We start from the raw sequence: 20,790 nt of genomic DNA, 5'->3' as shown, positions 1-20,790 counted from the left end.
CGGCTGTCCCGCGAGCCGCCCGCCAAAACCGCCCTACGGTCATCCCTGAATCCCGCCCAACCCATTGAATTCGGGGGTCTCCCGCTTCGTTCGGTGAGCGTTGCGCTGATTGTTCCTTTTTTCTCGCCGTTGTCCAGAGGGCCTTGTGACGGGAATCACAATCGCACGTCGCTTAAGTCTGTGATCGAACCAATGCCGGTTCGGACTTTTAACACTTTTCCCGGGAGGGTTTGTGGTCATGCGTAACGTATTTGCAATCTCGATGGCGGTGGCGAGTGTGCTTTTTGCGGCGTCTGCTCAGGCTGATACGCGCATGGGCGCGCAGCTGGCGGACGGCGATTCGGGCGGCAAGCGCCCGGTGCTGGCCCTGACGGATGGCGATTCCGGCGGCAAGCGTCCTGTTTTCAACATCGTCGACGGTGACTCGGGCGGCAAGCGTCCGGTGCTCGCGATGGTCGACGGTGATTCCGGTGGCAAGCGCCCCGTATTTAACATTGTTGATGGTGACTCGGGCGGCAAGCGTCCGGTACTCGCAATGGTCGATGGTGATTCCGGCGGCAAGCGCCCCGTGTTCGCCTGATCGTCATATCAATCTGAACATTTGAACTCGAATCAGTGGAGACAGACATGAAAAAGCGTATCGCCCTTGGCTCCGTCATGTTGTTGAGCCTCGGCACCGCCGTCGGCAGCACGTTTTTCTATGGCCAGGAGCGCGCGGCCACCGAGACGGTGCAGATCACGCTGCCCTCGGACCACGATCCGGCCGCGCCGAGCGTGACGCCGGAAATGATCGCGATGTGGAAGGCCACCGCCGCGTCGACCGACTACGTGGCGCCGAAAGCTCCGATCTAAGAGCAAACGCGTGAAACGGATGCGGCCGGGCCCCTCCCTCCGGCCGCATCCGCGGCTGCGCCGGTCGCAGTAGGCCGGTGTTTCGGGAGGCGCATCCGCAAGAGCAGCTCGCCGTAAGGCTGGCGAGCTTCGGAAGCTGTCAGTCGTCTCTGTACGGATACAAGCGCCGGCGTCGCTGTCGGCGGCTGCCGACAGAGCCTTGAAGTGTGCGCCAAATCACAGGCCAGTCGCGGATTTGCGTCGCTCTCTTCACACTTCGTTCGTTGACATATTTGCGCTGCGTATAGCACCCTAGCTGGCGTTGTCAGAGGCGATGCCATGCGCCGGGAATGTCGCGTGTCTGGCCACTTCAACAAAGGCAAACTCACCGAAAGGTGGGGACGCAAAGCCACCGGTCTACGGGACACTTTCCTAGGACAGCGGGGTTGCCAGCGCCGGCCTCTCAATTCCAGCGGAGGCGCCGATCGGCTGCCTATCGCCGTCCGGCGACGAACAAAGATTGATGTCACAGTCCTCACAAGCTTGCTTGCCGCTCCGCGCTTCCGCACGGTTGCCGCGCCTCGTTCTGCTGGCGGTGCTGCTGCTTGGGCCGGCTGTGTGCGTTCCGGCCAGCACGCTGGTCGGCCAGCCCGCCCCGGATTTCGCGCTGCGTTCCTGGGATGGCGCCAACATGAGGCTGTCCGAGCACTATGGCGAGGTGGTGCTGATCAATTTCTGGGCGACCTGGTGCGGGCCATGCCGTCAGGAAATGCCGCTGCTGGACGAGATTTACGGCAAGTACCGCCGTGCCGGCCTGGTGCTGTTCAGCGTCAATCTCGACGAAGAGAGCAATCTCGATGCGGCGCGCGAAATGGCAACCACGCTGCGGGTCAGTTATCCGGTGCTGTTCGACGCTCGCAAAGAAGTGAGCCGCGCCTATCAGGCGAGCACCATGCCATTGACGGTGCTGGTCGATCGCGAAGGTGTGGTGCGTTACGTATCCGAGGGCTACAAGCTCGGTTACGAAGCACGCTACACCGATAAGCTGCGCGAGCTACTGAACGAGTAGGCGCGCCGCTGTAGCTGCAACGGATCCGCATCGCCATACATATCGAACTCGTCTCATTCAACGAGCAACCACGGAAGTTTTTCGGACACACCATGCTGCGCCAGAGCCTCTGCAAATCGATCGCCATACTGCTGACCCTGCTCGCGCTGTGCGCGGGACCGGCGGTTGCCCAGGAGGCAAGCTCGCAGGACGCTGGCGTCGCGACCACCGCTCCGCTTGCCGACAGCGCGGCACCGGCTGCCGACGACAGCTTCAAGAGCCTGGACGAGGAAGTGCAGGCACTGAAGAAGGAAGTGCTGGATTTGAATCGCGAGCTGTTCGTGCTGGAAGAGGAACTGCTGTTCCCGGCCAACACCCAGGTGGCGGTGTTCGTTTCCATGGACGTGGGCGAGTTTTTCGCGCTGGATTCGGTCACCTTGAAGCTCGACAACAAGGAAGTGGCCAACTATCTGTACACCGAGCGCGAGGCGCAGGCGCTGCTCAAGGGCGGCGTGCATCGCGTGTTCATCGGCAATCTCAAGGCGGGCGAGCACGAGCTGATCGCTTTGTTCACCGGCCAGGGCCCGAACCAGCGCGACTATCGCCGCGGCGCGAGCATCAAGCTCGAGAAGGGCGTGGGCGCCAAGTACGTCGAATTGAAGATCAGCGATCGCGCCGTGAAGGCGCAACCCGAGTTCATCGTCAAGGAATGGGAATAACCCGTGCCGGGCCGATGTAACAAACTGCTGGCGGCGGTGGCGCTCGCGCTTGGCGCGGCGTGCGCCGGCGCGAAGGAACGTCCCCCAGAGCCGCGGTCGCTGGTGGGCACTCCCCAGGTCGTGCGCGACCTGCACTGGGGCGACGTGCTCTTTTATTTCTATCAGGGCGACTACATGCAGGCGCTGACGCGCCTCGGCGCCTCGCAGGATTTCAATCGCATCACCCATCACGGCGTCGAGGCCGAGCTGCTCAAGGGCGGGTTGTATCTGTCGCTCGGCCAGCACGAAGAGGCCGGCCGGATCTTCAAGGCATTGTTGAACGACAACGTGCCGCTGGACGTGCGCAACCGCGCCTGGTTCTACCTCGCCAAGGTCTGGTATCAGCGCAACTATTTGGAAGATTCCGCCACCGCGTTGAGCTCGATTCGCGGCGCGCTGCCGGGCGACCTCGAGCCCGAGCGGCATCTGCTCGAAGCGCAGGTGCTGATGTATCTGAACCGCTACGACGAAGCGATTCGCGCGTTGGAGCGATGGCAGCCGGTCGGCGATCACACCGATGTCTGGTCGTCGTACGCACGCTTCAACATCGGCGTGGCGCTGGTGCGCCAGGAACGGGTCGAGGAAGCGGCCGAGCTGTTGAATGACGTTGGCCAGATCGCCGTGCCCACCGAAGAGCTGGCGGCTCTGCGTGACAAAGCCAATCTCGCGCTCGGCTTCGCCTGGCTGAAGGCGAATCGTCCCGAGGACGCGAAGAAAGTATTGCAGCGGGTGCGCCTGGAAGGGCCGCAGTCCAACAAGGCACTGCTCGCGGTCGGCTGGGCGGACTCCGCCGAGAAGCGCTTCAACAGGGCGCTCGCGCCGTGGATGGAACTGCGCGATCGCGACATCCTCGATGCAGCCGTACAAGAGTCGTATCTCGCCGTTCCTTATGCCTACGCGCAACTCGCTGCTACGGGCCAGGCGGCCCAGCAGTATGTAACCGCGGTGGAAGCGTTCGCGAAGGAATCACAGCGCATCGATCAATCGATCCAGGCGATCCGCGACGGCAAGCTGCTCGATGCCATCATCGAGAACGACGAGGCCGACCAGGTGGGCTGGTACTGGCAGCTGCAGAACCTGCCGGACGCGCCCGAGACCCGCTATCTGTATCACTTGCTGGCGACCCACGAGTTCCAGGAAGGCTTGAAGAACTATCGCGACCTGCGGCTCATGCAGCGCAATCTCGCCACCTGGTCGTTGAGCGTGCAGGCATTCGAAGACATGGTGGACGCGCGCCGCCGCGCCTTCGAGCAGCGTCAGCCGGGGTTGCGCAAGACGCTCGACACCGTCGACTTCGACGGCCTGGAAGCTCAAAAGAACGATCTGGAGTTGAAGCTGACGGCCGCCGAGCGCGACAACGACGTGGCGGCATTGGCCACTGCGCGCGAGCAGGAACAATGGGCCAAGGTCCAGCGGATCGAGGCCGTGCTGGCCAGGGCGGACCAGAACGATCCCATGGTGCAGGAGATGCGCGAGAAGGCGCGCCTGATCCGCGGCAAGCTGTTGTGGGATTTCAACGCCAGTTACAAGGCGCGTCTGTGGCGCGCCCGCAAGGAGCAGCGTGAATTGGATGTTGCATATAAAGAAGCACGCCGCCGCTCGGTGCTGGTCGAACGCGCACGCGAAGATTACCCGGCGCGCACCGACCAGTTTGCCCGTCGTGTCGCGACGTTGCCACCACGAATCGATGGATTGAGTGCGCGGCTCGAAGCGACCGCGCAGGCACAGAATCGCTATCTTGCCGCGGTCGCCATCAAGGAGTTGGAAACGCAGAAGCAGCGCCTGGCAGCGTACTCGGTGCAGGCTCGTTTCGCGCTCGCCTCCATTTACGACAAGGCGGCGACCAGCGGCCGCTCCAACGACGGCGCGGATAGCGGCAGCAGCGAGATCGGCAGTGAGAAGGGAGGCGCGCAATGAGCCCTCCGGTCAACAAATCTCACAAGCTGCGCCTGCTGATCGCGGTGACGTTGTCGAGCGCCATTGCCGCGCCAGCATTTGCAGCGGAATCGGGTTTCAGGCCGCCGGCACGTACCATCCGTGACCTCGAGAGGAAAGAGGTCAAGGTCGATCCCGATCCGCCGAGCGATGTGAAAACCGAACAGGCCATCGAGCAGTACCGGCGCTTTCTCGAGCTGGAATCGAAGAACCAGAAGCTGCGCGCCGAGGCCATGCGCCGTCTGGGCGATTTGCAGGTCGAAGTCGACGAAAGCGGTCGCGCCGAAGGAGCCGAGTTCGGTGGCCTCGCGGTGGACGAAGCGGTGCAGCTGTACGAAGGACTGCTGTCGTCCTATCAGGATTACGAGCGCAACGACACTGTGATGTATCAGCTGGCTCGCGCCTATGAGGCCAAGGGCGATCTGGAGAAGTCGCTGAGTGTGCTCGACAAGCTGGTGGCGACCTACCCGCGCAGCCAGTGGTTCATCGAGGCGCAGTTCCGTCGCGGTGAAGTTCTGTTCAACCTGCAGCGCTATCGCGAGGCAGAGAATGCGTATGTGGCGGTGACCACGCCGGGCGCGGATACCGGCTTTTTCGAGCAGGGGCTCTACAAGCTCGGCTGGTCGCTGTTCAAACAATCGCTCGGTGAAGAGAGCGTGGCGGCGTTCCTGCGCATGCTCGACCGAGTGCTGGTCCAGGACGGTCGCCTGCGTGAGCGTAACAGTCTAAGTCGTCCCGAGCGTGAGCTGAGCGACGACGCCTTGCGTGCCATTGCCATCACTTACTCGCAGATGGATGGCCCGGATTCGCTCGATGCAGCGCTGACGTCGCGCGGCGATCCTCCGTATGTGCATCAGCTGTACGAGGCGTTGGGCAACTTTTATATCGAGAAAGAACAGTACACGGACGCGGCGTTGGCATACGAGGCATTTGCGAAGCGCCGCCCCGGCGATCGTTACGCGCCGTCGCTCCAGGTGCGCGCCATCGAGGCGTACTCGAAGGGCGGATTCGCGTCGCTGGTCATAGAAGGCAAGAAATCGTTTGTCGAGCGCTATGCGTTCGGCTCCGAATTCTGGAGCGGGCGCACGGTCGAGGATGCGCCTGAAGTGGCCGCGCAGTTGAAGTCCAATCAGAAGGACCTCGCTGAGTATCACTACGCGCTGGCGCAGAAGGAAAAGAAGGCCGAGGACTATGCGTCCGCGGCACGCTGGTATCGCGCGATGCTGGATTCGTTCCCGCAGGACCCGGAAGCGCCCGCGAACCGCTTTACCTTGGGCAATGTATTGTTCGAATCCAGCCGCTTCGCCGAAGCGGCGCGCGAGTACGAAACGACGGCCTACGATTATCCGCCGCACGCCAGGTCTTCTGCGGCCGGCTACGCCGCGCTGGTCTCTTATCAGAAGCACGAGCCCTCCTTGCAGGGCGAGTCCAAGGCGTTATGGCACCGCCAGGGCATCGAGAGCGCGCTGATGTTTGCGACCAGCTTCCCCGAGCATCCCGAATCGGCGCGCGTGCAGACCAAAGCGGATGAAGACCTGTTCGCGCTGAACGATTTCGATCGCGTGATCGAAGTGTCGACGCTGATTCTCGAGCGCAATCCTCCGGTCGATCTCAAATTGCAGCGCACTGCGACCACGTTGTTGGCCCATTCGCTGTTCGATCGCGGCCGCTTCTCGGAAGCGGAGTCCGCCTACGTGCGTGTGCAGGGCTTTCTCCCCGCCAACGATCCGGATCGTTCTGGTATCGAAGAGCGCATTGCCGCCTCGATTTACAAACAGGCGGAAGCCAAGCGCACAGCTGGCGATGCCACTGGCGCGGTCGATGACTTCCTGCGCGTGGCTGTGCTGGCGCCGAATTCCAAAGCGCGCTCCAACGCGGAGTTCGATGCCGCCAGCATCCTGTTGCAAAACAAACAATGGGATCGGGCCGCACAGGTGCTCGAAGGATTCCGTCGCAACTATCCCAATCACGAGCTGGTGCCCGATGCGACGCGCTCGCTCGCGGTCGCCTATCTCGAGCTGGGCCGCGGCACGCAGGCGGCGACCGAGTTGGAACGCGTTGCCGCGCGCGCCGAGGAGCCGGTCGAAGTGCGGCGCGCTGCGTTGTGGCAAGCCGCCGAGCTCTATGACAAGGCGGGGTCACCGACCAATGCGGGCCGCCTGTACGCCAGCTATGTGAAGCAATACCCGACGCCGCTGGATGCTGCGATGGATGCGCGCCAGAAGCTTGCCGACATGGCGAAGGCGCAGAACGACGTGAAGACGCGCTCGCAGTGGCTGGATGAAATCATTCGTGCCGATAAAGCCGCCGGCGCGGCGCGCACCGATCGCAGCAAGTATCTGGCCGCCAAGGCCACGATCGAAACCGCCGCCGGCCCGGTCGCATTGTTCAATGCGATCAAACTGACCGCGCCGCTCAACAAGTCCTTGAAGAGCAAGCGCGACGCCATGGAAAGGACCCTGGCGGTCTATGGCCAGGCGCTGGACTACGGCGTCGCCGAGGTCACCACCCAGGCGACATTCGGCATGGCGGAGTTGTATCGTCAGCTGGGCGCGGATCTGATGAGCTCGGAACGGCCCAAGAATCTCGACGAGGAGGCCCGGGAACAGTACGACGTGCTGCTGGAAGAGCAGGCGTTCCCGTTCGAGGAAAAGGCCATCGAGCTGCACGAGGCCAATGCCCAGCGCACTGGCGACGGCGTGTACGACGAATGGGTCCAGCGCAGCTTCGATGTGCTGGCGAAGCTGGTGCCGGCGCGCTACGCCAAGACCGAGATCAGTGAAGACTATGTGCCGACCTTGCCATAACAGCGCTGACTCGAGACATCGCTCGCCGCGCGGGCTGTTGCTCGGCGCGCTGCTGGGTCTGTTGCTGTCGGCTTGCGGTTCCACGCCGACAGGATCGGGCGGCGTCGTCGAGCGCGATTCCGAACAGGCGGGCGCGGTTCCGGCCGAGCCGGTGCTGCCTGCCGAGGCCGTGCAACAGTTCGAGCGTGCTGTGTCGCAGATGAGCTCCGGCGATCTTGCGCAGGCGGAGCAGAGCTTCCGTTCGCTCGCAGCCGCGTATCCGGCCTATTCCGGTCCGCTGCTCAATCTCGGCATCCTGCACGCCAAGGCCGGCAAGCTGGACGAAGCGGAGCAAGCCATTCGTGATGCCATCGCTCGCAACGGCAACAACGCCGCGGCCTTCAATCAGCTCGGCATCGTGTATCGCAAGCTCGGACGCTTCAAGGAAGCGGACGAAGCCTATACGCGCGCGGTGCAGATCGATCCGAATTACGCGCTGGCGTATTTGAACCTCGGCGTGCTGTGCGATTTGTATCTGCTGGAGCCGCAACGCGCGCTGGAAGCCTACGAGCGTTATTTGTCGCTGGCCGAGTCGCCGGATGCGAAGGTCAATGGCTGGGTCACCGAATTGCGGAAACGGATCGGCGCCGCGCCGCGAAGTGCCCAAACTAATGACGCTGCCAATCGCCAGGCCAACGATCAGGACGCCGAATGAGCCCACCGAGCCCTGCCATGCGTTGCACTCTGCCGCTCATCTGCTTGAGTTTGATTGTGTCCGTGGCGCTCGCGGCCGAAGAGCCCGCGGGCGCTCGCGAAGCTGGCACGTTGTCCGAAGCGGTAGCTGCCGCCGGCCCGGCGGTCGATACCAGTAAGACCACGATTACACGATCGTCCGCCGGCGACCCGCAGCCCAGCGCGCAACCGTCCACGACCTCGCAGCGAGCCGGTGGGCCGCAAGCAGTCGTGCGCAGCGACCGGCTGGAACTCGACACCACAGTCGTGACCGGCAATCGCGAGCTGCCCAAGGTGCTGTACATCGTGCCGTGGAAGAAGTCCGATCTGGGCGACCTGCCGGCGCAGCCCTTCAACACCTTGCTGGATGAGGCGCTCACGCCGGTTGATCGTGACGTTTTTCGTCGCGAAGTGACCTACTACGGTGCAATCGCGGCCCAGGGCGGCGGTGGCGCCGACGGCCCGCCTTCGCCAGCTGAGCGCAGTGAGAAGTAGGTCGCAGCACACGTGTTTATGTAAGGGCGATAAAGCCGGGCCAACAGAGTATTCAGCAAGCGTTCGCGTGCTCGAAGCCGTAGCCGCGGCGCCGATGGTTCACAACCGATTTTGTTTTTGCGCTACGCACCGCATAGGAGTCATTGACGATGGAACTCGTTCACTTCATGGTGAATTTCTTCCGCGAGGGAGGATTCTTCCTGTACCCGCTGGCCGCCATTTTCGTGGTCGGCGTCGCCATCACCGTCGAGCGCTTCATCTATCTCACGAACGAGACCACGCAGAACCGCCGCGTGTGGGCGCAGGTGGTGCCGCTGATCAACAGCGGCAATTTCAAACAGGTGGTGGCAATCACCTCCAAGTCCAAGTCTTCGATCGCGACCGTGCTGAACTACGGCATTGCCCGCCTGGCGAGCGCCCGCCGCCGCGATGATGTCGAGAAGGCGATGGACGAGAGCCTGCTCGAAATCATTCCGCGCGTGGAGAAGCGCACTCACTATCTCTCGGCGCTGGCCAACATCGGGATGCTCACCGGTCTGCTCGGCACCGTCATCGGCCTGATCGCGGCGTTCGCCTCGATCGCGCAGGCCAATCCGGCGGAAAAGGCCAGCCTGCTGGCCGCCAGCATCTCGGTGGCCATGAACAACACCGCTTCTGGTCTGTTCGTCGCCATCACGCTGCTGTTGGCGCACATGTTCCTGGAAGCCAAGACCACCAAGATGATCGACAGCCTGGAGATCGCCTCGGTGAAGTTCATGAACTCGGTGGTGGAGCGCCGCCAGGACGTGGAGGTCGGTCACGACGATCTCGCGCCGGCACAGCCCCGCAGCCGCGCCGCGCACGGCATGGCCTGAGTATCACCTCGGTACCACCCAGGGAAAGATCAAGGGATAGACCATGGCTCAGTCCAAGGCACAGCGGCGAGTGACGCGCAATCATGCGCGCTACCGCGGCCGCCACGAGATCAATGTCGTGCCGATGATCGACATGATGATCATCCTGGTGTTCTTTTTGATCTTCACCGCGGTGTTCACCAAGACCAACATCCTGGAGCTCAACCTGCCGGGCGCCGACAGTGCGGTGCCGGACCTGCCCGAGGGGTTGAACCTGGAAGTGATCGTTCGCAAGGACAAGATCGAGGTCGCGGACCGCGGCACCGGGCTGCTCAAGACCGTGCCTTCCACCGACGGCGGCTACGATCTCACCGCCTTGCAGGACTATCTGAAGCTGGTGAAGACCAAGTATCCCGACAAGACCGATGCGACCATCCTGCTGGAACAGGAGATCGCCTATGACACGCTGGTGCAGGTGATGGACACGGTCCGTGTCTTCAGCGTGGGCGAGCAGAGCTGGACCTTCGGCGAGCTGTTCCCGGATGTGTCCGTGGGAGACGCCCCTGCCGTAGAGAAACAGTCATGACTCCGACTCGAATCAAGCGCCATCGCAAGCGCCAGCACAGCGCCGGCGCCGAAGCCGCCGGTCACATGACGCTGGTGCCGTTCATCGACATGCTGATGATCCTCACGGTGTTCCTGCTGGTGCACAACTCCGACGTGGACATCCTGCCGAACACCAAGGCCATCGCCATTCCACAATCGATCGCGGACAAGAAGCCGCGGCCGAGCGTGGTGGTGATGGTGACCAAGGAAGATCTGCTGGTCGACGGCCGCGCGATCGCCAAGGTGAGCGATGTGATCGCCGCCAAGGACGCGGTGATCCAGCCGCTCAAGCAGGCATTGCAGAGCCAGGCCGACACGGTGCTGGTGGATGCGGCCAAGCAGGACATCAAGGATCGGGAAGTGACCATCATGGGCGACAAGGACACGCCGTACAGTGTGCTGCGCAAGATCATGGCAACCTGCACTGATGCTGACTACGGCAAGGTGTCGCTGGCCGTCGTGGAGCGCGAAGGCGCCGGCCCGGTGGTTGCGCCGAATGCGAGCGCGCGGGCGGCAACGTTCTCCGGTGCGGTGGGTAGCTGAGGAGCGCGGCCACTCATGAGCACACTCGCCCCGTACTATCGTCTATACGATCTGCCTTGGTCGCCGACCGAGGAGGTCGAGGCACGCTTCCGCAAGGTGGTGCGCAACGCGTTCATCGTGTTCGCCATCCTGGCCGTGCTGATTCCGTTGATCCCGGTGCCCGAAAAACAGTTCGTGAAAGCGCCGGACATTCCCGATCGCATCGTCAAGCTGGTGATCGAGCAGAAGGCGCCGCCGCCTCCGCCGCCCCCGCCGCCGAAGCTCGAAGAAAAGAAGCCCGAGACGATCAAGCCGGTGGAGCAGCCGAAGCCGACACCGCCGCAGCCGAGCGCTCGCGAGCGCGCCGAGCGGTCCATGGCGAATGTGATGGATCAGCTCGCCGACTTGCGTGACAACTCCGTGCTCGACAAGGCGGCGCAGACCAAGAATCTCACCGGCAAGGTGGGTGAAGCGACGCGTTCGGAACGTTCGTTGTTGACATCGAAAGTGGGCGCGAGCAGCGGCGGTATCAATACCGCGGCCTTGAGCCGTGGCTATGGTGGCGGCCAGGGTGCGCTCACAGGTCACACCACGACGCAAGTGACTTCCGCCGTGCTGACTCAGCAGGCGGAGAACAAGGTGCAGCGTGGCACTGGTAACAGAGGAGCCAGCCGCAGCGAAGAGGAAATTGCGCTGGTCTTTGCTCGCAACACTCGCGCCGTCGACGCGCTGTATCAGCGCGCGTTGCGTGACCGGCCGGAGCTGCAGGGCAAGGTGGTGCTGGAAGTGACCATTCAGCCCGACGGCTCGATCTCGCGCTGTGAAATCATTTCCAGCGACCTCAACGATCCGGAACTGGAGCGAAAGATCGTGGCGCGCGTGAAATCGTTCCGCTTCGAGGCCAAGGACGTGGCTACGATCACCGTTACCAAGCCGCTCGAATTCCTCCCCGGCTGACCCCGCCCCAACCAGGACTCGAACAGGACGGATCTGTTTGGAACAGATTCCGTCCTGTTCTCGATAAGCTCACGGGCGGATCGAGCACGACAGTGCTGAAATCGATCCGTAGCAATGTAAACGGCTGCTCCGACGCACAGGTTCCCGTGATGGCGCCGTGAAAGACTGTCTATTGCAGGCCGCTGCGGTCGGTGCGAGTCTTGGTGTCAATCATGAAACGCAACCCGCCCCCTCCCGTCATCGACGCGGCCCGTGTGGTCTCGTATGCATTCGTGGATGACATTCCTTATTTCGGCGCCAACCCGGGCGAGCCACTATTCACCGAAAACGAGCCGCGGGAAGCGGTGCCCCGGGTGGCGATCGCGGTGGGCCTGGCCGGACACATCGGGCCGCGCGTGTTTCATTGCGACGAGGAATGGATCGCGCTGGGCGCCTGCGGTGCCGAAACCGTCGAGCAGGCCAAGCGGGAAGTCGAGCGCAACTATCCCGGCGTGGGCGAGCGCTGGATCGACACCAATGTCACCGTCGAGGAAGCGCTGGCGTTCTATGACTCGGAAACCGCCGGCTTGAAATGTTCCTTCTGCGGCAGGCGGCCGTTCGAAGTGGAGGGCCTGATCGAGGGGCCGCAAGCCACCATCTGCCGCGGCTGCGTCGAGGAGTTCTACGAGGACTTCCAGATCGACGATGACGACGTCATCGGCAACTGATCCGCTGTTGCGAAATCTTGCGACGAGGAATGCGTGGCTGAATGAGCGGCCCGTCACATCCGCCAGGCGCGTCATATATAAAATGACGGCGCGAATGTGACACAGGTTTGCCGGCGCAACCGCCCGTCCGGGCCGGTGGACCGTTCAACGCCTCGGCTTGCCTGCCGGCAGCCTGCCCATGATGATGAGCAGGGAGGGTTGTATGAACATCGAATCGGAGATTCGGAACTTCTCGGAGCTCTCGTCCATCGAGCAGGCGCGTTTCATGACGCATTTCATGTACGAGCTGACGCTGGAGGCGCGCAATTTCTACGGGCCGGGCGGGCAGCAGGATATCGATCCGTTCAAGCTGCGTTTCATCAACGAGATCCAGCACCGGGTCACGCGCTTCATCGAGCAGATCCTGATCGACGATCCCTCCCGGCCATCCAACGATGTCACGTTGCGGCTGCTGCTCGCGCCACGCACCGAGAAGGCCATCGAAGGATTGATGCGCGCGGCCTACGCTCGCACCGTGCAAGCCCTGGCTTGATTGCCCTGGTGGGATCGTATCAGCGCCATACCCCACTCCAACCAGGCCGGCATTCAGGGCCAACCTCATGGGCCGGTTTCGCGGCGGCGCCGATGATGAGCTGGTGCCGGCGGAATCAGGTGCGTCTGGGAGCCTGGCAGGAAATCGAGGACACGCAACAACCCTGGCCATCCCGGCCGATAGCAGCCTGCCGAGGCTAGAGTCGAGCGCCAGCACGACCTGCAAGCAGTCGTTGCTCAAGACATTTCCCGCGCGCATGGCTTGATCGTTCGCCTGGGGGTCGTGGCCGAGGCCCGATCCCGAGTACCATTCGGCCCCCATGCCTCGCTCCGACATATCCTTTCCGCAAAAAGACGCCGATCTGCGGGAAGACGTACACATGCTCGGCGTGCTGGTCGGTGAAGTCATTCGCGAGCAGGGCGGCGACACCTTGTTCGAAGCCGTGGAGACCGACCGGCAAAACGCCATCGCGCGCCGTGAAGGCGACAAGGAATGCGCCCGTGAGCTGGCCGAACAGACCCGCAACGTGCCTCCCGAACTGGCGCGCGACCTGGTCCGTGCGTTCTCGACGTGGTTCGAGATGGTCAATATGGCGGAGAAGGTGCATCGCATCCGCCGCCGCCGCGCCTATTTCAACGAAGGCAAGACGCAGCCCAGCGGTGTGCTCGAAGCCATCAGCAAGCTCAAGGAGCACGGGCTGTCGCTGGAAGACGTATGGCGCCTGATGTTGCAGATGTGGATCGAGCCGGTGTTCACCGCGCATCCCACCGAATCCACTCGCCGCACCATCCTGCGCAAACAACAGAGGATCGCGCAGCTGCTGTTGAGACGGCTGGGGCTGGACCCTACCGCCAACGAGACCCGCGTGATCTGGCAGCGCATTCGCAATGAAATCACCTCCGGCTGGCAGACCGCCGAGAACTCGCGCGAGCGGCTCACGGTGGCCGACGAACGCGAGCACGTTCTGTTTTTCATCGCCGAGGTGCTCTACAAGATCGTGCCGATCTTTTACGAGGAGATCGAGGCGGCGCTCGAGCATGTCTACGGTCCGGAGGCGCGGGAGCGCGAAGTGCCCGAGATCCTGCGCTTCGGCTCGTGGGTGGGCGGCGACATGGACGGCAATCCCGACGTGCATGCCAAGACGCTGCGCGAAACCGTTGCCCGTCATCAGCAGATCATCGTCAACAACTATTTCCTGGAGTGCAAATCGCTAGCTGAAGCGCTCTCGCAGAGTGCCTCGCGCGTTGGCGTCTCGGCGCAGCTGTCGGCCCGCATCGAGCACTATTCGTTGTTGTTGCGCTCCGGTGGCAGCTTGTCACCGGTGCGGCACGACCGCATGCCCTACCGGGTTTTTCTCGGGCAGGTGATGGAACGGCTGCGCGCGACCTATGAAGGCCGCGCCAACCACTACGAAAGCGCCAACGAATTCCTCGGCGATATCAATCTGATTGCGGACAGCTTGCGAGCCAACAAGGGCGAGCATGCCGGTCTGTTCCAGGTGCGCCGCTTGATCCGGCGCATTCGCACTTTCGGTTTTCATCTGGCGACGTTGGATATCCGCCAGAACGCGTTCGCCCACCGTGCCGTGATCGGCCACGGATTCCACGACCCCGAATGGATCAAGCGTGACAGTACGGCACGCATCGCACGACTGCGCGAGGCGCTGGAGCGCGACGAAGGCCCCACCAACGTGCTCGATGCCAGCGGCAAGCGCAGCCTCTGGGTCTTGGAAGCGCTTGCCCACGTGCGCCATCGCTACGGCGAGGATGCCATCGGTGCCTACGTCGTCAGCCGGACGCAGGGCATCGACGATGTCCTGTCGGTGCTATTGCTGGCCCGTTGGGCCGACACCGCCGACCGCCGCACCGGCGACGTGCCCACTGACGTGGCGCCGATGTTCGAATCGGCGGAGTCCCTGCAACGCTGCGGCGAGATGATGAAGCAGCTGTTCGAGGAACCCGTCTACAAGCGTCACCTCAAGGGGCGCGCGAATCATCAGTACGTGATGATCGGTTATTCCGCCAGCAACAAGGAGAGCGGCATCGTGCGCTCGCGCTGGTTGATCCGTCAGGCGCAGGAATCGTTGTTCGCGGCGGCCGATGCCGCTGGCGTCGATTTGACGTTGTTTCACGGCCAGGCCGAAGGCATCGACCGCGGCGGCGGCCGCACCGAAGTGCTGGTCAGGAGCGGACCGGACGGCGCGCGCCGCGGCCGGCTGCGCATCACCGAGCAGGGCGAGCTGATCAATGAGAAGTACGGTCTGCGTCCCATCGCGCTGCGTGTATTCGAGCAGGCTTTTAACGCGCTGTCGCTATCGCGCGCGGGCGTGATGCCGCCGGAGCGAGTGGAGCCGCACTGGCGCGAAGCCATGGACTTGCTGGCCAACGAAAGCTCCCGCGTCTATCGCGGCCTTGTATACGACGAGGCCGAATTTCATGAATTCTTCTGTCAGCTGACGCCCATCGACGTGGTGGAGCGTATGCAGATCGGTTCCCGGCCGGTGTCGCGTCTGGAGCGGGTCGGGATCGCGGCGCTGCGCTCCATTCCCTGGTGGCATGCCTGGTCGCAGTGTCGTTACATGATGCCGGGCTGGTTCGGCGCCGGTTCGGCGTTGGCGCTGGCGAGTCGCACGCTGGGCGAGACTGCGCTTCGCGATATGTACGAAAACTGGTTCTTCTTCACCAACCTGATCGACGATGTGGAGCTGTCGCTGGCGCGCGCCGACCTGGACATCGCCCGGAGTTACGAGCAGCTGGTGGAGGAAAAATATCGTCGCTTCATACCGGTGCTGCGCGCCGAGTACGAGCTGACCAAGCAGCAGGTACTGAACATTCGCGGCTGCGAGCAATTGCTGGACGGCGCACCCACCGTGCAACGTTCCATCATGCTGCGCAACCCGTACATCGACCCGATGCACCTGGTTCAGGTGGATCTGTTGCGGCGCTGGCGCGCCGGCAAGCGGGAAGACCGAGAGCTGCTGTCCGCGCTGCTGGCCACGGTGAGCGGCATCAGCCAGGCGTTGCAGGGCGCCTGACCGCCTGCGTTCAGGCACTAGCGCCGCCAGACGAGCTGATCTGCGGATTTCAGGTGGGGAAGCAGCCAGTTCACGATCATGTCGTGATCGACTTCGGCGCGCTCACGGCTGCGGCCGAACATTTCCGGCCGGTCTTGCAGCAACCTGAACGCGAAAGCGACCGCGTCGGTGGCGTGCGACCGACGAGATTCCGGTAGCCGGAACCATTCTTCTAGAACGCGCGCTTGGGCCTCTGGTTGTAGCATGCAGCGCTCCTGACGAGCGCGCCGGACGATAGCAGTCCGTTTTTATCGCCGCATCACTTTTTTCCTGCGTGCCCGGCCAAGGCGCGTGGTCAGGAAACGTCACTTGCGATTCGCAGCGTGCAAACAGGCAGATAGCATGTGGCGTGGCGCGAATGGACAAAAATTGTCACTGCCGGCGCCGCGGCCGACAACAGGCAGACCAAGAAATCACGGCAAATTCTCGCGCAGAAACATTCCGCCGCGCGCGCGTTGCAGCTGTGTTTGCATAACGCGCCTGATGCGTTCCGGAAATGGTGTTTACAACATTCCTTGATGCAACGTTCTATTCAAGCGCGACTGCTTGCGGCAGAATCCGCGTCCTCCCAATTTCTTCGGCCACAGCCGAATCGGCACGTAAGTGAAAGCTCCGCAGAAGAAGTCGCGTCAACGGATGACCAGCAAGACAACCTCTCCGTGGTCCAAGGTATCGAGCAGTGGCTCGCATCTGAACGTGGAGGACTTCCTCACGTTTAGATTGACGCGCCTGTCGAACTCCCTGCGCACCAATCTCACCAAGCCGTATCTCGAATCGTTCGGCTTGAGCTTGCCCGAGTGGCGCCTGCTCGCACTGGTGGCGCGCTTTGCGCCGATGCGCTTCTCGGAGGTGACCGCGCGCAGCGGCATGGACAAGGGACAGGTGAGCCGGACCTTGCGAGTCATGGCGTCTCGCGGCTTGACCAAGACCAAGGCGATCCGGGATCGCGGTTCGCGCTCGACCGAGGCGCTGGCGGCGCCGGTGATGGTGTCCATCACGCCCAAGGGCACTTCTTTATACAAGGCAGTGCTACCGGTGGCACGCAAGCGCCAGGCCGACATGCTGCTGGCGTTGAGTCAGCCGGAGCGCGTCGCTCTGTATTCCATTATCGACAAGCTGTCGGCCAACATCGGTGACGCCGAAGGCGCCGGCGACGCCGAGTAGTTTCCCGCCCGAGTGCCAACGGGCTCGCCCCGCCGGCGAGCCCTCGACGTATCAGCCCAGGTAAACGCGCAGCGTCAGGCTGGCCGTCTCGTTAGCTGGCGCTCAAGACAAGCCGATGAGCGGGCCGACGTCGCGACTGCTCGAGCGGATTGCCGCGTTCACTGTATTCATCAGCAGGCATGCGATGGTCATTGGCCCGACGCCGCCGGGCACCGGTGTGATCGCTCCGGCGCGCGCTACGGCGGTTTCGAAATCCACATCGCCCACCAGCTTGCTCTTGCCGTCCGCGCCGGTGATCCGATTGATGCCGACATCGATCACGATGGCGCCGGGGCGAATCCAATCGCCGGCGATGGCCTTGGGCCGACCGATGGCGGCAACCAGGATCTCGGCCTCGCGGCATAGCTGCGGCAGGTCCCGCGTACGGGAGTGCGCGATCGTTACCGTGCAATCGTTCTGTAACAACAATTGCGCCATGGGTTTGCCGACGATGTTGGAGCGGCCCACGACCACCGCGCGCTTGCCGGCCAGATCGCGCGTGACTTCGCGAATCAGGATGAGGCAGCCCAGCGGCGTGCAGGGCACGATCGTGTCCTGACCCAGCGCCAGCCGGCCCGCGTTCACCGCGTGAAAGCCATCGACGTCCTTGTTCGGATCGATCGCCGCCAGTACCGCCGCGCTGTCCACGCCGGGCGGCAAAGGCAACTGCACCAGGATGCCGTGCACGTCGCTTTGTGCATTCAGCCGCTCCACCAGCGCAATCAGCTCGGCGGTGCTCGTGGTCGCCGGCAAGCGATGATCGAAATGTCTCAGCCCGGCGGCCGCGGCTTGTTTGGTCTTGCTGCCAACGTAGACCTGGCTGGCCGGATCGTCGCCGACCAGCACCACGGCCAGGCCAGGAATCAGACCGTGTCTGGCCAGCTCGGCGGTGCGGGCGGCAACACGTTCGCGCAGGCGTTCGGCCACAGCGCGGCCATCGATCAGGGTGGCGGTCATGGAGAATCTCTCTGTTTATTTATAAAGGTTGCGATAACGCTCGCGCAGCGCACTCTTCTGTACCTTACCCATGGTGTTGCGCGGCAACTCGTCGAGCACCACCACGCGCTTGGGCAATTTGAACTTGGCCAGCCGCTGTTCGAGCGCGGCGCGAATGGCGGCTTCATCGAGCGTGGCATTCTTTTTGGGCACGACGACCGCGGTGACGCCTTCGCCGAAGTCGGGATGCGGCACGCCGATGACGGCGCTTTCATTCACGCCGGGCAGGGCGTCGATCTCCAGCTCCACTTCGATGGGATAGACGTTGTAGCCGCCGGTAATGATCAGGTCCTTGCCGCGGCCAACGATGTGAATGTAGCCGCGCGCATCGCGCTTGCCGAGATCGCCGGTGATGAAGAAGCCGTCGTTGCGAAATTCGGCGGCGGTTTTCTCGGGCATGCGCCAGTAGCCGGAGAAAACATTCGGCCCGCGCACCTCGATCATGCCGATGGTATCGGGCCCGGTCAGCGTCGCGCCGCTCTCCGGATCGGTGATGCGAACCTCCACGCCGGGCAGCGCCGGGCCGACCGAGCCGGCAATGCGCTCACCCTCATAGGGATTGGACGTGTTCATCAGCGTCTCGCTCATGCCGTACCGTTCCAGGATGGCGTGTCCGGTGCGTGACTGAAACTCGCGATGCGTTTCGGCCAGCAGCGGCGCCGAGCCGGAAACGAACAAGCGCACGTTGCGCACTACATCCCGGCTCAAGCCTGGATGCTGCAGCAGCCGTGTATAGAAAGTGGGCACGCCCATCATCACGGTAGTCCGCGGCAACAGGCAGACCACCTGGTCCACATCGAACTTGGACATGAACAGCATCGAGCTGCCGGATGCCAGCACGGTGTTGATGGCTACGAACAGGCCGTGCACATGGAAAATGGGCAGGGCATGCAGCAAGACGTCACTTGCGGTGAATCGCCAGGCTCCTGCCAGCGTCGCCGCGTTGGAGGACAGGTTCGATCGGGTCAGCATGGCGCCTTTGGAACGGCCCGTGGTTCCAGAGGTGTAGAGCAGCGCCGCCAATGACGAAGGTTCATGGGAGCCGCTGAGCACGCAGCTGTCCGTTGGCAGCCGATCTGCGATCTCGAGTAGAGAGCCGCCGCGCTGATGGCCGTCGTCCAACGTCTCTACGTGCCGGACGCTACAGCGCTGCGCGATCGGCAGTATCTGTTCCCGGTCGGCCGGCCGCACCACGGCGACGCTCGGCGCCGCATCGCCAAGGAAATACTCGAGCTCGGCGAAGGTATAGGCGGTATTGAGAGGAACGAACGTCGCGCCGAGTTGCAGGCAGGCGAGATACAGGGCAACGGCTTCGGGAGACTTTTCGACCTGCGCGACGATTCGATCGCCCGGGGCGACCTGCAAGGAGGCGAGCGCGGCGGCCACGCGGCGCGTGAGCGCCAACATCTCGCCGTAACTCAGGCGGCGGCCTTGGTCCGTTTCCAATAGCAGGCGCTGTGGATCGTCAGCGGCGACGGTTTCCAGCCACCGTGACGGGTCCCCGGCGGCAACGGCGTTCGACATCGGCAAGTCTCATGGACGGAATCAGGGCGCCCATGATACTCGCTCGTGCCCCACGTGATGCCTCGGGGCGTCTGGCGGGCTCGGTATAGAGATCAATAGCCGCGGCGGGACACCGCACGCTTCTCTTCGTACATGGCCGCGTCGGCGCGGGCCAGCAGTGACTCCAGGTCGTCTTCGGTGGGAATGTCCACCAGCGTCATGCCCACGCTGATGTTCAGCGGGTAGGGGCGACGGTGGGTCTGATTGAAAATCTGCAGATGCTCGCGGAGCCGGCCGCTCAAGGCATGCAGGTCCTGAGTCGAGTGCACGTGAGCCATGGCTACGAACTCGTCACCGCCGATACGCGCGAGGATGTCGGAGTTGCGGAACGTGTCTCGTAGCACTACGGCGGTGTCACGCAGCGCCTGGTCGCCAGCCCGGTGGCCGAGTGTGTCGTTGATGCGCTTCAACCCATTCAGATCCATGAAGAACACGCCCATCGCATAGTGCTCGCGCTGCGCGACCTTCAACGCCTGCTGGGCAAGCTCGAAGAATCCGCGGCGATTGCGCAACTGGGTGAGCTCGTCGATCAGCGTCAGGTTCTGTAGCAGCTCGGCGCTTCTGCGCAGCTCTTCCTCACGCTCGCGCACTGCCTGCTCGGCGCGATGCTTGTGGATCGCGACCTCGATCGCACAGCGCAGCTCGTCCTCATGAAACGGTTTGATGAGATAGCCCAGCGGCCCGGTCATGACCGCGCGCTGGAGCGTCTCGCTGTCGCGATGTCCGGTAAGAAAGATGATGGGCACATGCGAGTGCTCCTGCATCATGCGTGCCGCCTGGATGCCGTCGATGTCGCCGCGCAGGCTCACATCCATGACCACCATCTCGGGGGTCAGCTGCGTGGCCATGGCCACCGCCTCGGCACCTTCGCTGGCCACGCCACAGATGCGGTAGCCCAACCGGGTGAGCGCCTCCATCAGATCCTGCGCCACGATCCCTTCGTCCTCGACGATGAGGATGGAGGCGCCCCGCGTGTCGGACGCCGCCGCATCGAATCCCGCGACGACCTGCGGCCCGTCGTCACCTGGCGACGTTCCGGCATCGGCTGAGCGATCGTAGCGGTTGCGAGGCTCCACGTTGATCAAACCATCCTCCCGCGCGGCGGGGAACCCGCCTTGGCGCCGGGTTAACGCTTGAACCGTCCTACAGGTTCACCCGCCCAAGGCGCAAAAAGGCCTGTGGTCCAAAAATGGGGTGCAATGTCGCCCTCAGC

Annotated in this window: 20 protein-coding genes and 1 riboswitch; of the genes, 16 read left to right on the top strand and 4 right to left on the bottom strand. The window is 63.2% G+C overall.

Features of this window, described 5'->3' with window-relative positions:
- Positions 1 to 238: 238 nt before the first annotated feature.
- The 15 genes from VGE08_RS16090 to VGE08_RS16020 all read left to right on the top strand — a co-directional run bounded on the left by VGE08_RS16090 (position 239) and on the right by VGE08_RS16020 (position 15,776).
- Complete coding sequence (locus VGE08_RS16090; protein WP_331068929.1) at positions 239 to 580, top strand: hypothetical protein; 342 nt, start codon at positions 239 to 241, stop codon at positions 578 to 580.
- Between the two features lie 47 nt (positions 581 to 627).
- A complete protein-coding gene (locus tag VGE08_RS16085) occupies positions 628 to 852 on the top strand; it encodes a hypothetical protein (RefSeq protein ID WP_331068928.1) in 225 nt (74 codons plus the stop codon).
- A gap of 347 nt (positions 853 to 1,199) precedes the next feature.
- Positions 1,200 to 1,285: riboswitch (cyclic di-GMP riboswitch) on the top strand.
- Positions 1,286 to 1,354: 69 nt separating this feature from the next.
- Positions 1,355 to 1,900 carry a TlpA disulfide reductase family protein gene (locus VGE08_RS16080; protein WP_331068927.1) on the top strand — a complete coding sequence of 182 codons (546 nt, stop codon included), beginning with the start codon at positions 1,355 to 1,357 and terminating at the stop codon, positions 1,898 to 1,900.
- A gap of 92 nt (positions 1,901 to 1,992) precedes the next feature.
- Positions 1,993 to 2,598: a hypothetical protein gene (locus VGE08_RS16075; RefSeq protein WP_331068926.1), complete on the top strand. Its 606-nt coding sequence runs from the start codon at positions 1,993 to 1,995 to the stop codon at positions 2,596 to 2,598.
- A 3-nt stretch (positions 2,599 to 2,601) separates the two neighbouring features.
- Positions 2,602 to 4,554 (top strand): tetratricopeptide repeat protein, encoded by a 1,953-nt coding sequence (locus VGE08_RS16070; protein ID WP_331068925.1) that lies wholly within the window; start codon positions 2,602 to 2,604, stop codon positions 4,552 to 4,554.
- Entirely contained in the window at positions 4,551 to 7,379 is a 2,829-nt protein-coding gene (locus VGE08_RS16065) for a tetratricopeptide repeat protein (protein ID WP_331068924.1), read from the top strand. The genes VGE08_RS16070 and VGE08_RS16065 overlap by 4 nt, the downstream gene beginning before the upstream one ends.
- Entirely contained in the window at positions 7,360 to 8,073 is a 714-nt protein-coding gene (locus VGE08_RS16060; protein WP_331068923.1) for a tetratricopeptide repeat protein, read from the top strand. The genes VGE08_RS16065 and VGE08_RS16060 overlap by 20 nt, the downstream gene beginning before the upstream one ends.
- The gene (locus VGE08_RS16055) at positions 8,070 to 8,585 is read left to right on the top strand and encodes a hypothetical protein (protein WP_331068922.1); all 516 of its coding nucleotides are present in this window, start codon (positions 8,070 to 8,072) and stop codon (positions 8,583 to 8,585) included. The genes VGE08_RS16060 and VGE08_RS16055 overlap by 4 nt, the downstream gene beginning before the upstream one ends.
- 149 nt (positions 8,586 to 8,734) lie before the next feature.
- Positions 8,735 to 9,439, top strand: coding sequence for a MotA/TolQ/ExbB proton channel family protein (locus VGE08_RS16050; protein WP_331068921.1), 705 nt, complete (start codon positions 8,735 to 8,737; stop codon positions 9,437 to 9,439).
- Positions 9,440 to 9,482: 43 nt separating this feature from the next.
- Complete coding sequence (locus tag VGE08_RS16045; protein ID WP_331068920.1) at positions 9,483 to 10,004, top strand: biopolymer transporter ExbD; 522 nt, start codon at positions 9,483 to 9,485, stop codon at positions 10,002 to 10,004.
- Entirely contained in the window at positions 10,001 to 10,567 is a 567-nt protein-coding gene (locus tag VGE08_RS16040) for an ExbD/TolR family protein (protein ID WP_331068919.1), read from the top strand. The genes VGE08_RS16045 and VGE08_RS16040 overlap by 4 nt, the downstream gene beginning before the upstream one ends.
- Before the next feature lie 15 nt (positions 10,568 to 10,582).
- The gene (locus VGE08_RS16035) at positions 10,583 to 11,503 is read left to right on the top strand and encodes an AgmX/PglI C-terminal domain-containing protein (protein ID WP_331068918.1); all 921 of its coding nucleotides are present in this window, start codon (positions 10,583 to 10,585) and stop codon (positions 11,501 to 11,503) included.
- A 212-nt stretch (positions 11,504 to 11,715) separates the two neighbouring features.
- A complete protein-coding gene (locus tag VGE08_RS16030; RefSeq protein WP_331068917.1) occupies positions 11,716 to 12,210 on the top strand; it encodes a ClpX C4-type zinc finger protein in 495 nt (164 codons plus the stop codon).
- Between the two features lie 202 nt (positions 12,211 to 12,412).
- A complete protein-coding gene (locus tag VGE08_RS16025; protein ID WP_331068916.1) occupies positions 12,413 to 12,742 on the top strand; it encodes a hypothetical protein in 330 nt (109 codons plus the stop codon).
- Between the two features lie 319 nt (positions 12,743 to 13,061).
- Complete coding sequence (locus VGE08_RS16020) at positions 13,062 to 15,776, top strand: phosphoenolpyruvate carboxylase (protein ID WP_331068915.1); 2,715 nt, start codon at positions 13,062 to 13,064, stop codon at positions 15,774 to 15,776.
- 17 nt (positions 15,777 to 15,793) lie between these two features.
- Here the strand turns inward: VGE08_RS16020 and VGE08_RS16015 are convergent, their stop codons facing one another.
- Entirely contained in the window at positions 15,794 to 16,021 is a 228-nt protein-coding gene (locus VGE08_RS16015; RefSeq protein WP_331068914.1) for a hypothetical protein, read from the bottom strand.
- 430 nt (positions 16,022 to 16,451) lie between these two features.
- On the opposite strand from VGE08_RS16015, the gene VGE08_RS16010 reads away from it, so the two are divergent.
- On the top strand, positions 16,452 to 16,979 hold the full coding sequence (locus tag VGE08_RS16010) for a MarR family winged helix-turn-helix transcriptional regulator (RefSeq protein WP_331068913.1): 528 nt from the start codon (positions 16,452 to 16,454) through the stop codon (positions 16,977 to 16,979).
- A gap of 102 nt (positions 16,980 to 17,081) precedes the next feature.
- On the opposite strand, the gene folD is transcribed toward VGE08_RS16010, so the two are convergent.
- The 3 genes from folD to VGE08_RS15995 all read right to left on the bottom strand — a co-directional run bounded on the left by folD (position 17,082) and on the right by VGE08_RS15995 (position 20,653).
- On the bottom strand, positions 17,082 to 17,975 hold the full coding sequence (folD, locus tag VGE08_RS16005; protein WP_331068912.1) for a bifunctional methylenetetrahydrofolate dehydrogenase/methenyltetrahydrofolate cyclohydrolase FolD: 894 nt from the start codon (positions 17,973 to 17,975) through the stop codon (positions 17,082 to 17,084).
- 15 nt (positions 17,976 to 17,990) lie between these two features.
- Entirely contained in the window at positions 17,991 to 19,538 is a 1,548-nt protein-coding gene (locus VGE08_RS16000) for a malonyl-CoA synthase (RefSeq protein WP_331068911.1), read from the bottom strand.
- Positions 19,539 to 19,630: 92 nt separating this feature from the next.
- Positions 19,631 to 20,653 (bottom strand): diguanylate cyclase domain-containing protein, encoded by a 1,023-nt coding sequence (locus VGE08_RS15995; RefSeq protein ID WP_331068972.1) that lies wholly within the window; start codon positions 20,651 to 20,653, stop codon positions 19,631 to 19,633.
- Positions 20,654 to 20,790 lie beyond the last annotated feature (137 nt).

This window comes from Steroidobacter sp., from assembly GCF_036406195.1.
In the GTDB taxonomy this organism is placed as follows: Bacteria; Pseudomonadota; Gammaproteobacteria; order Steroidobacterales; family Steroidobacteraceae; genus Steroidobacter.
Note: the sequence above shows the minus strand (reverse complement) of the source record. Positions and strands in the feature narration are given on the sequence as shown.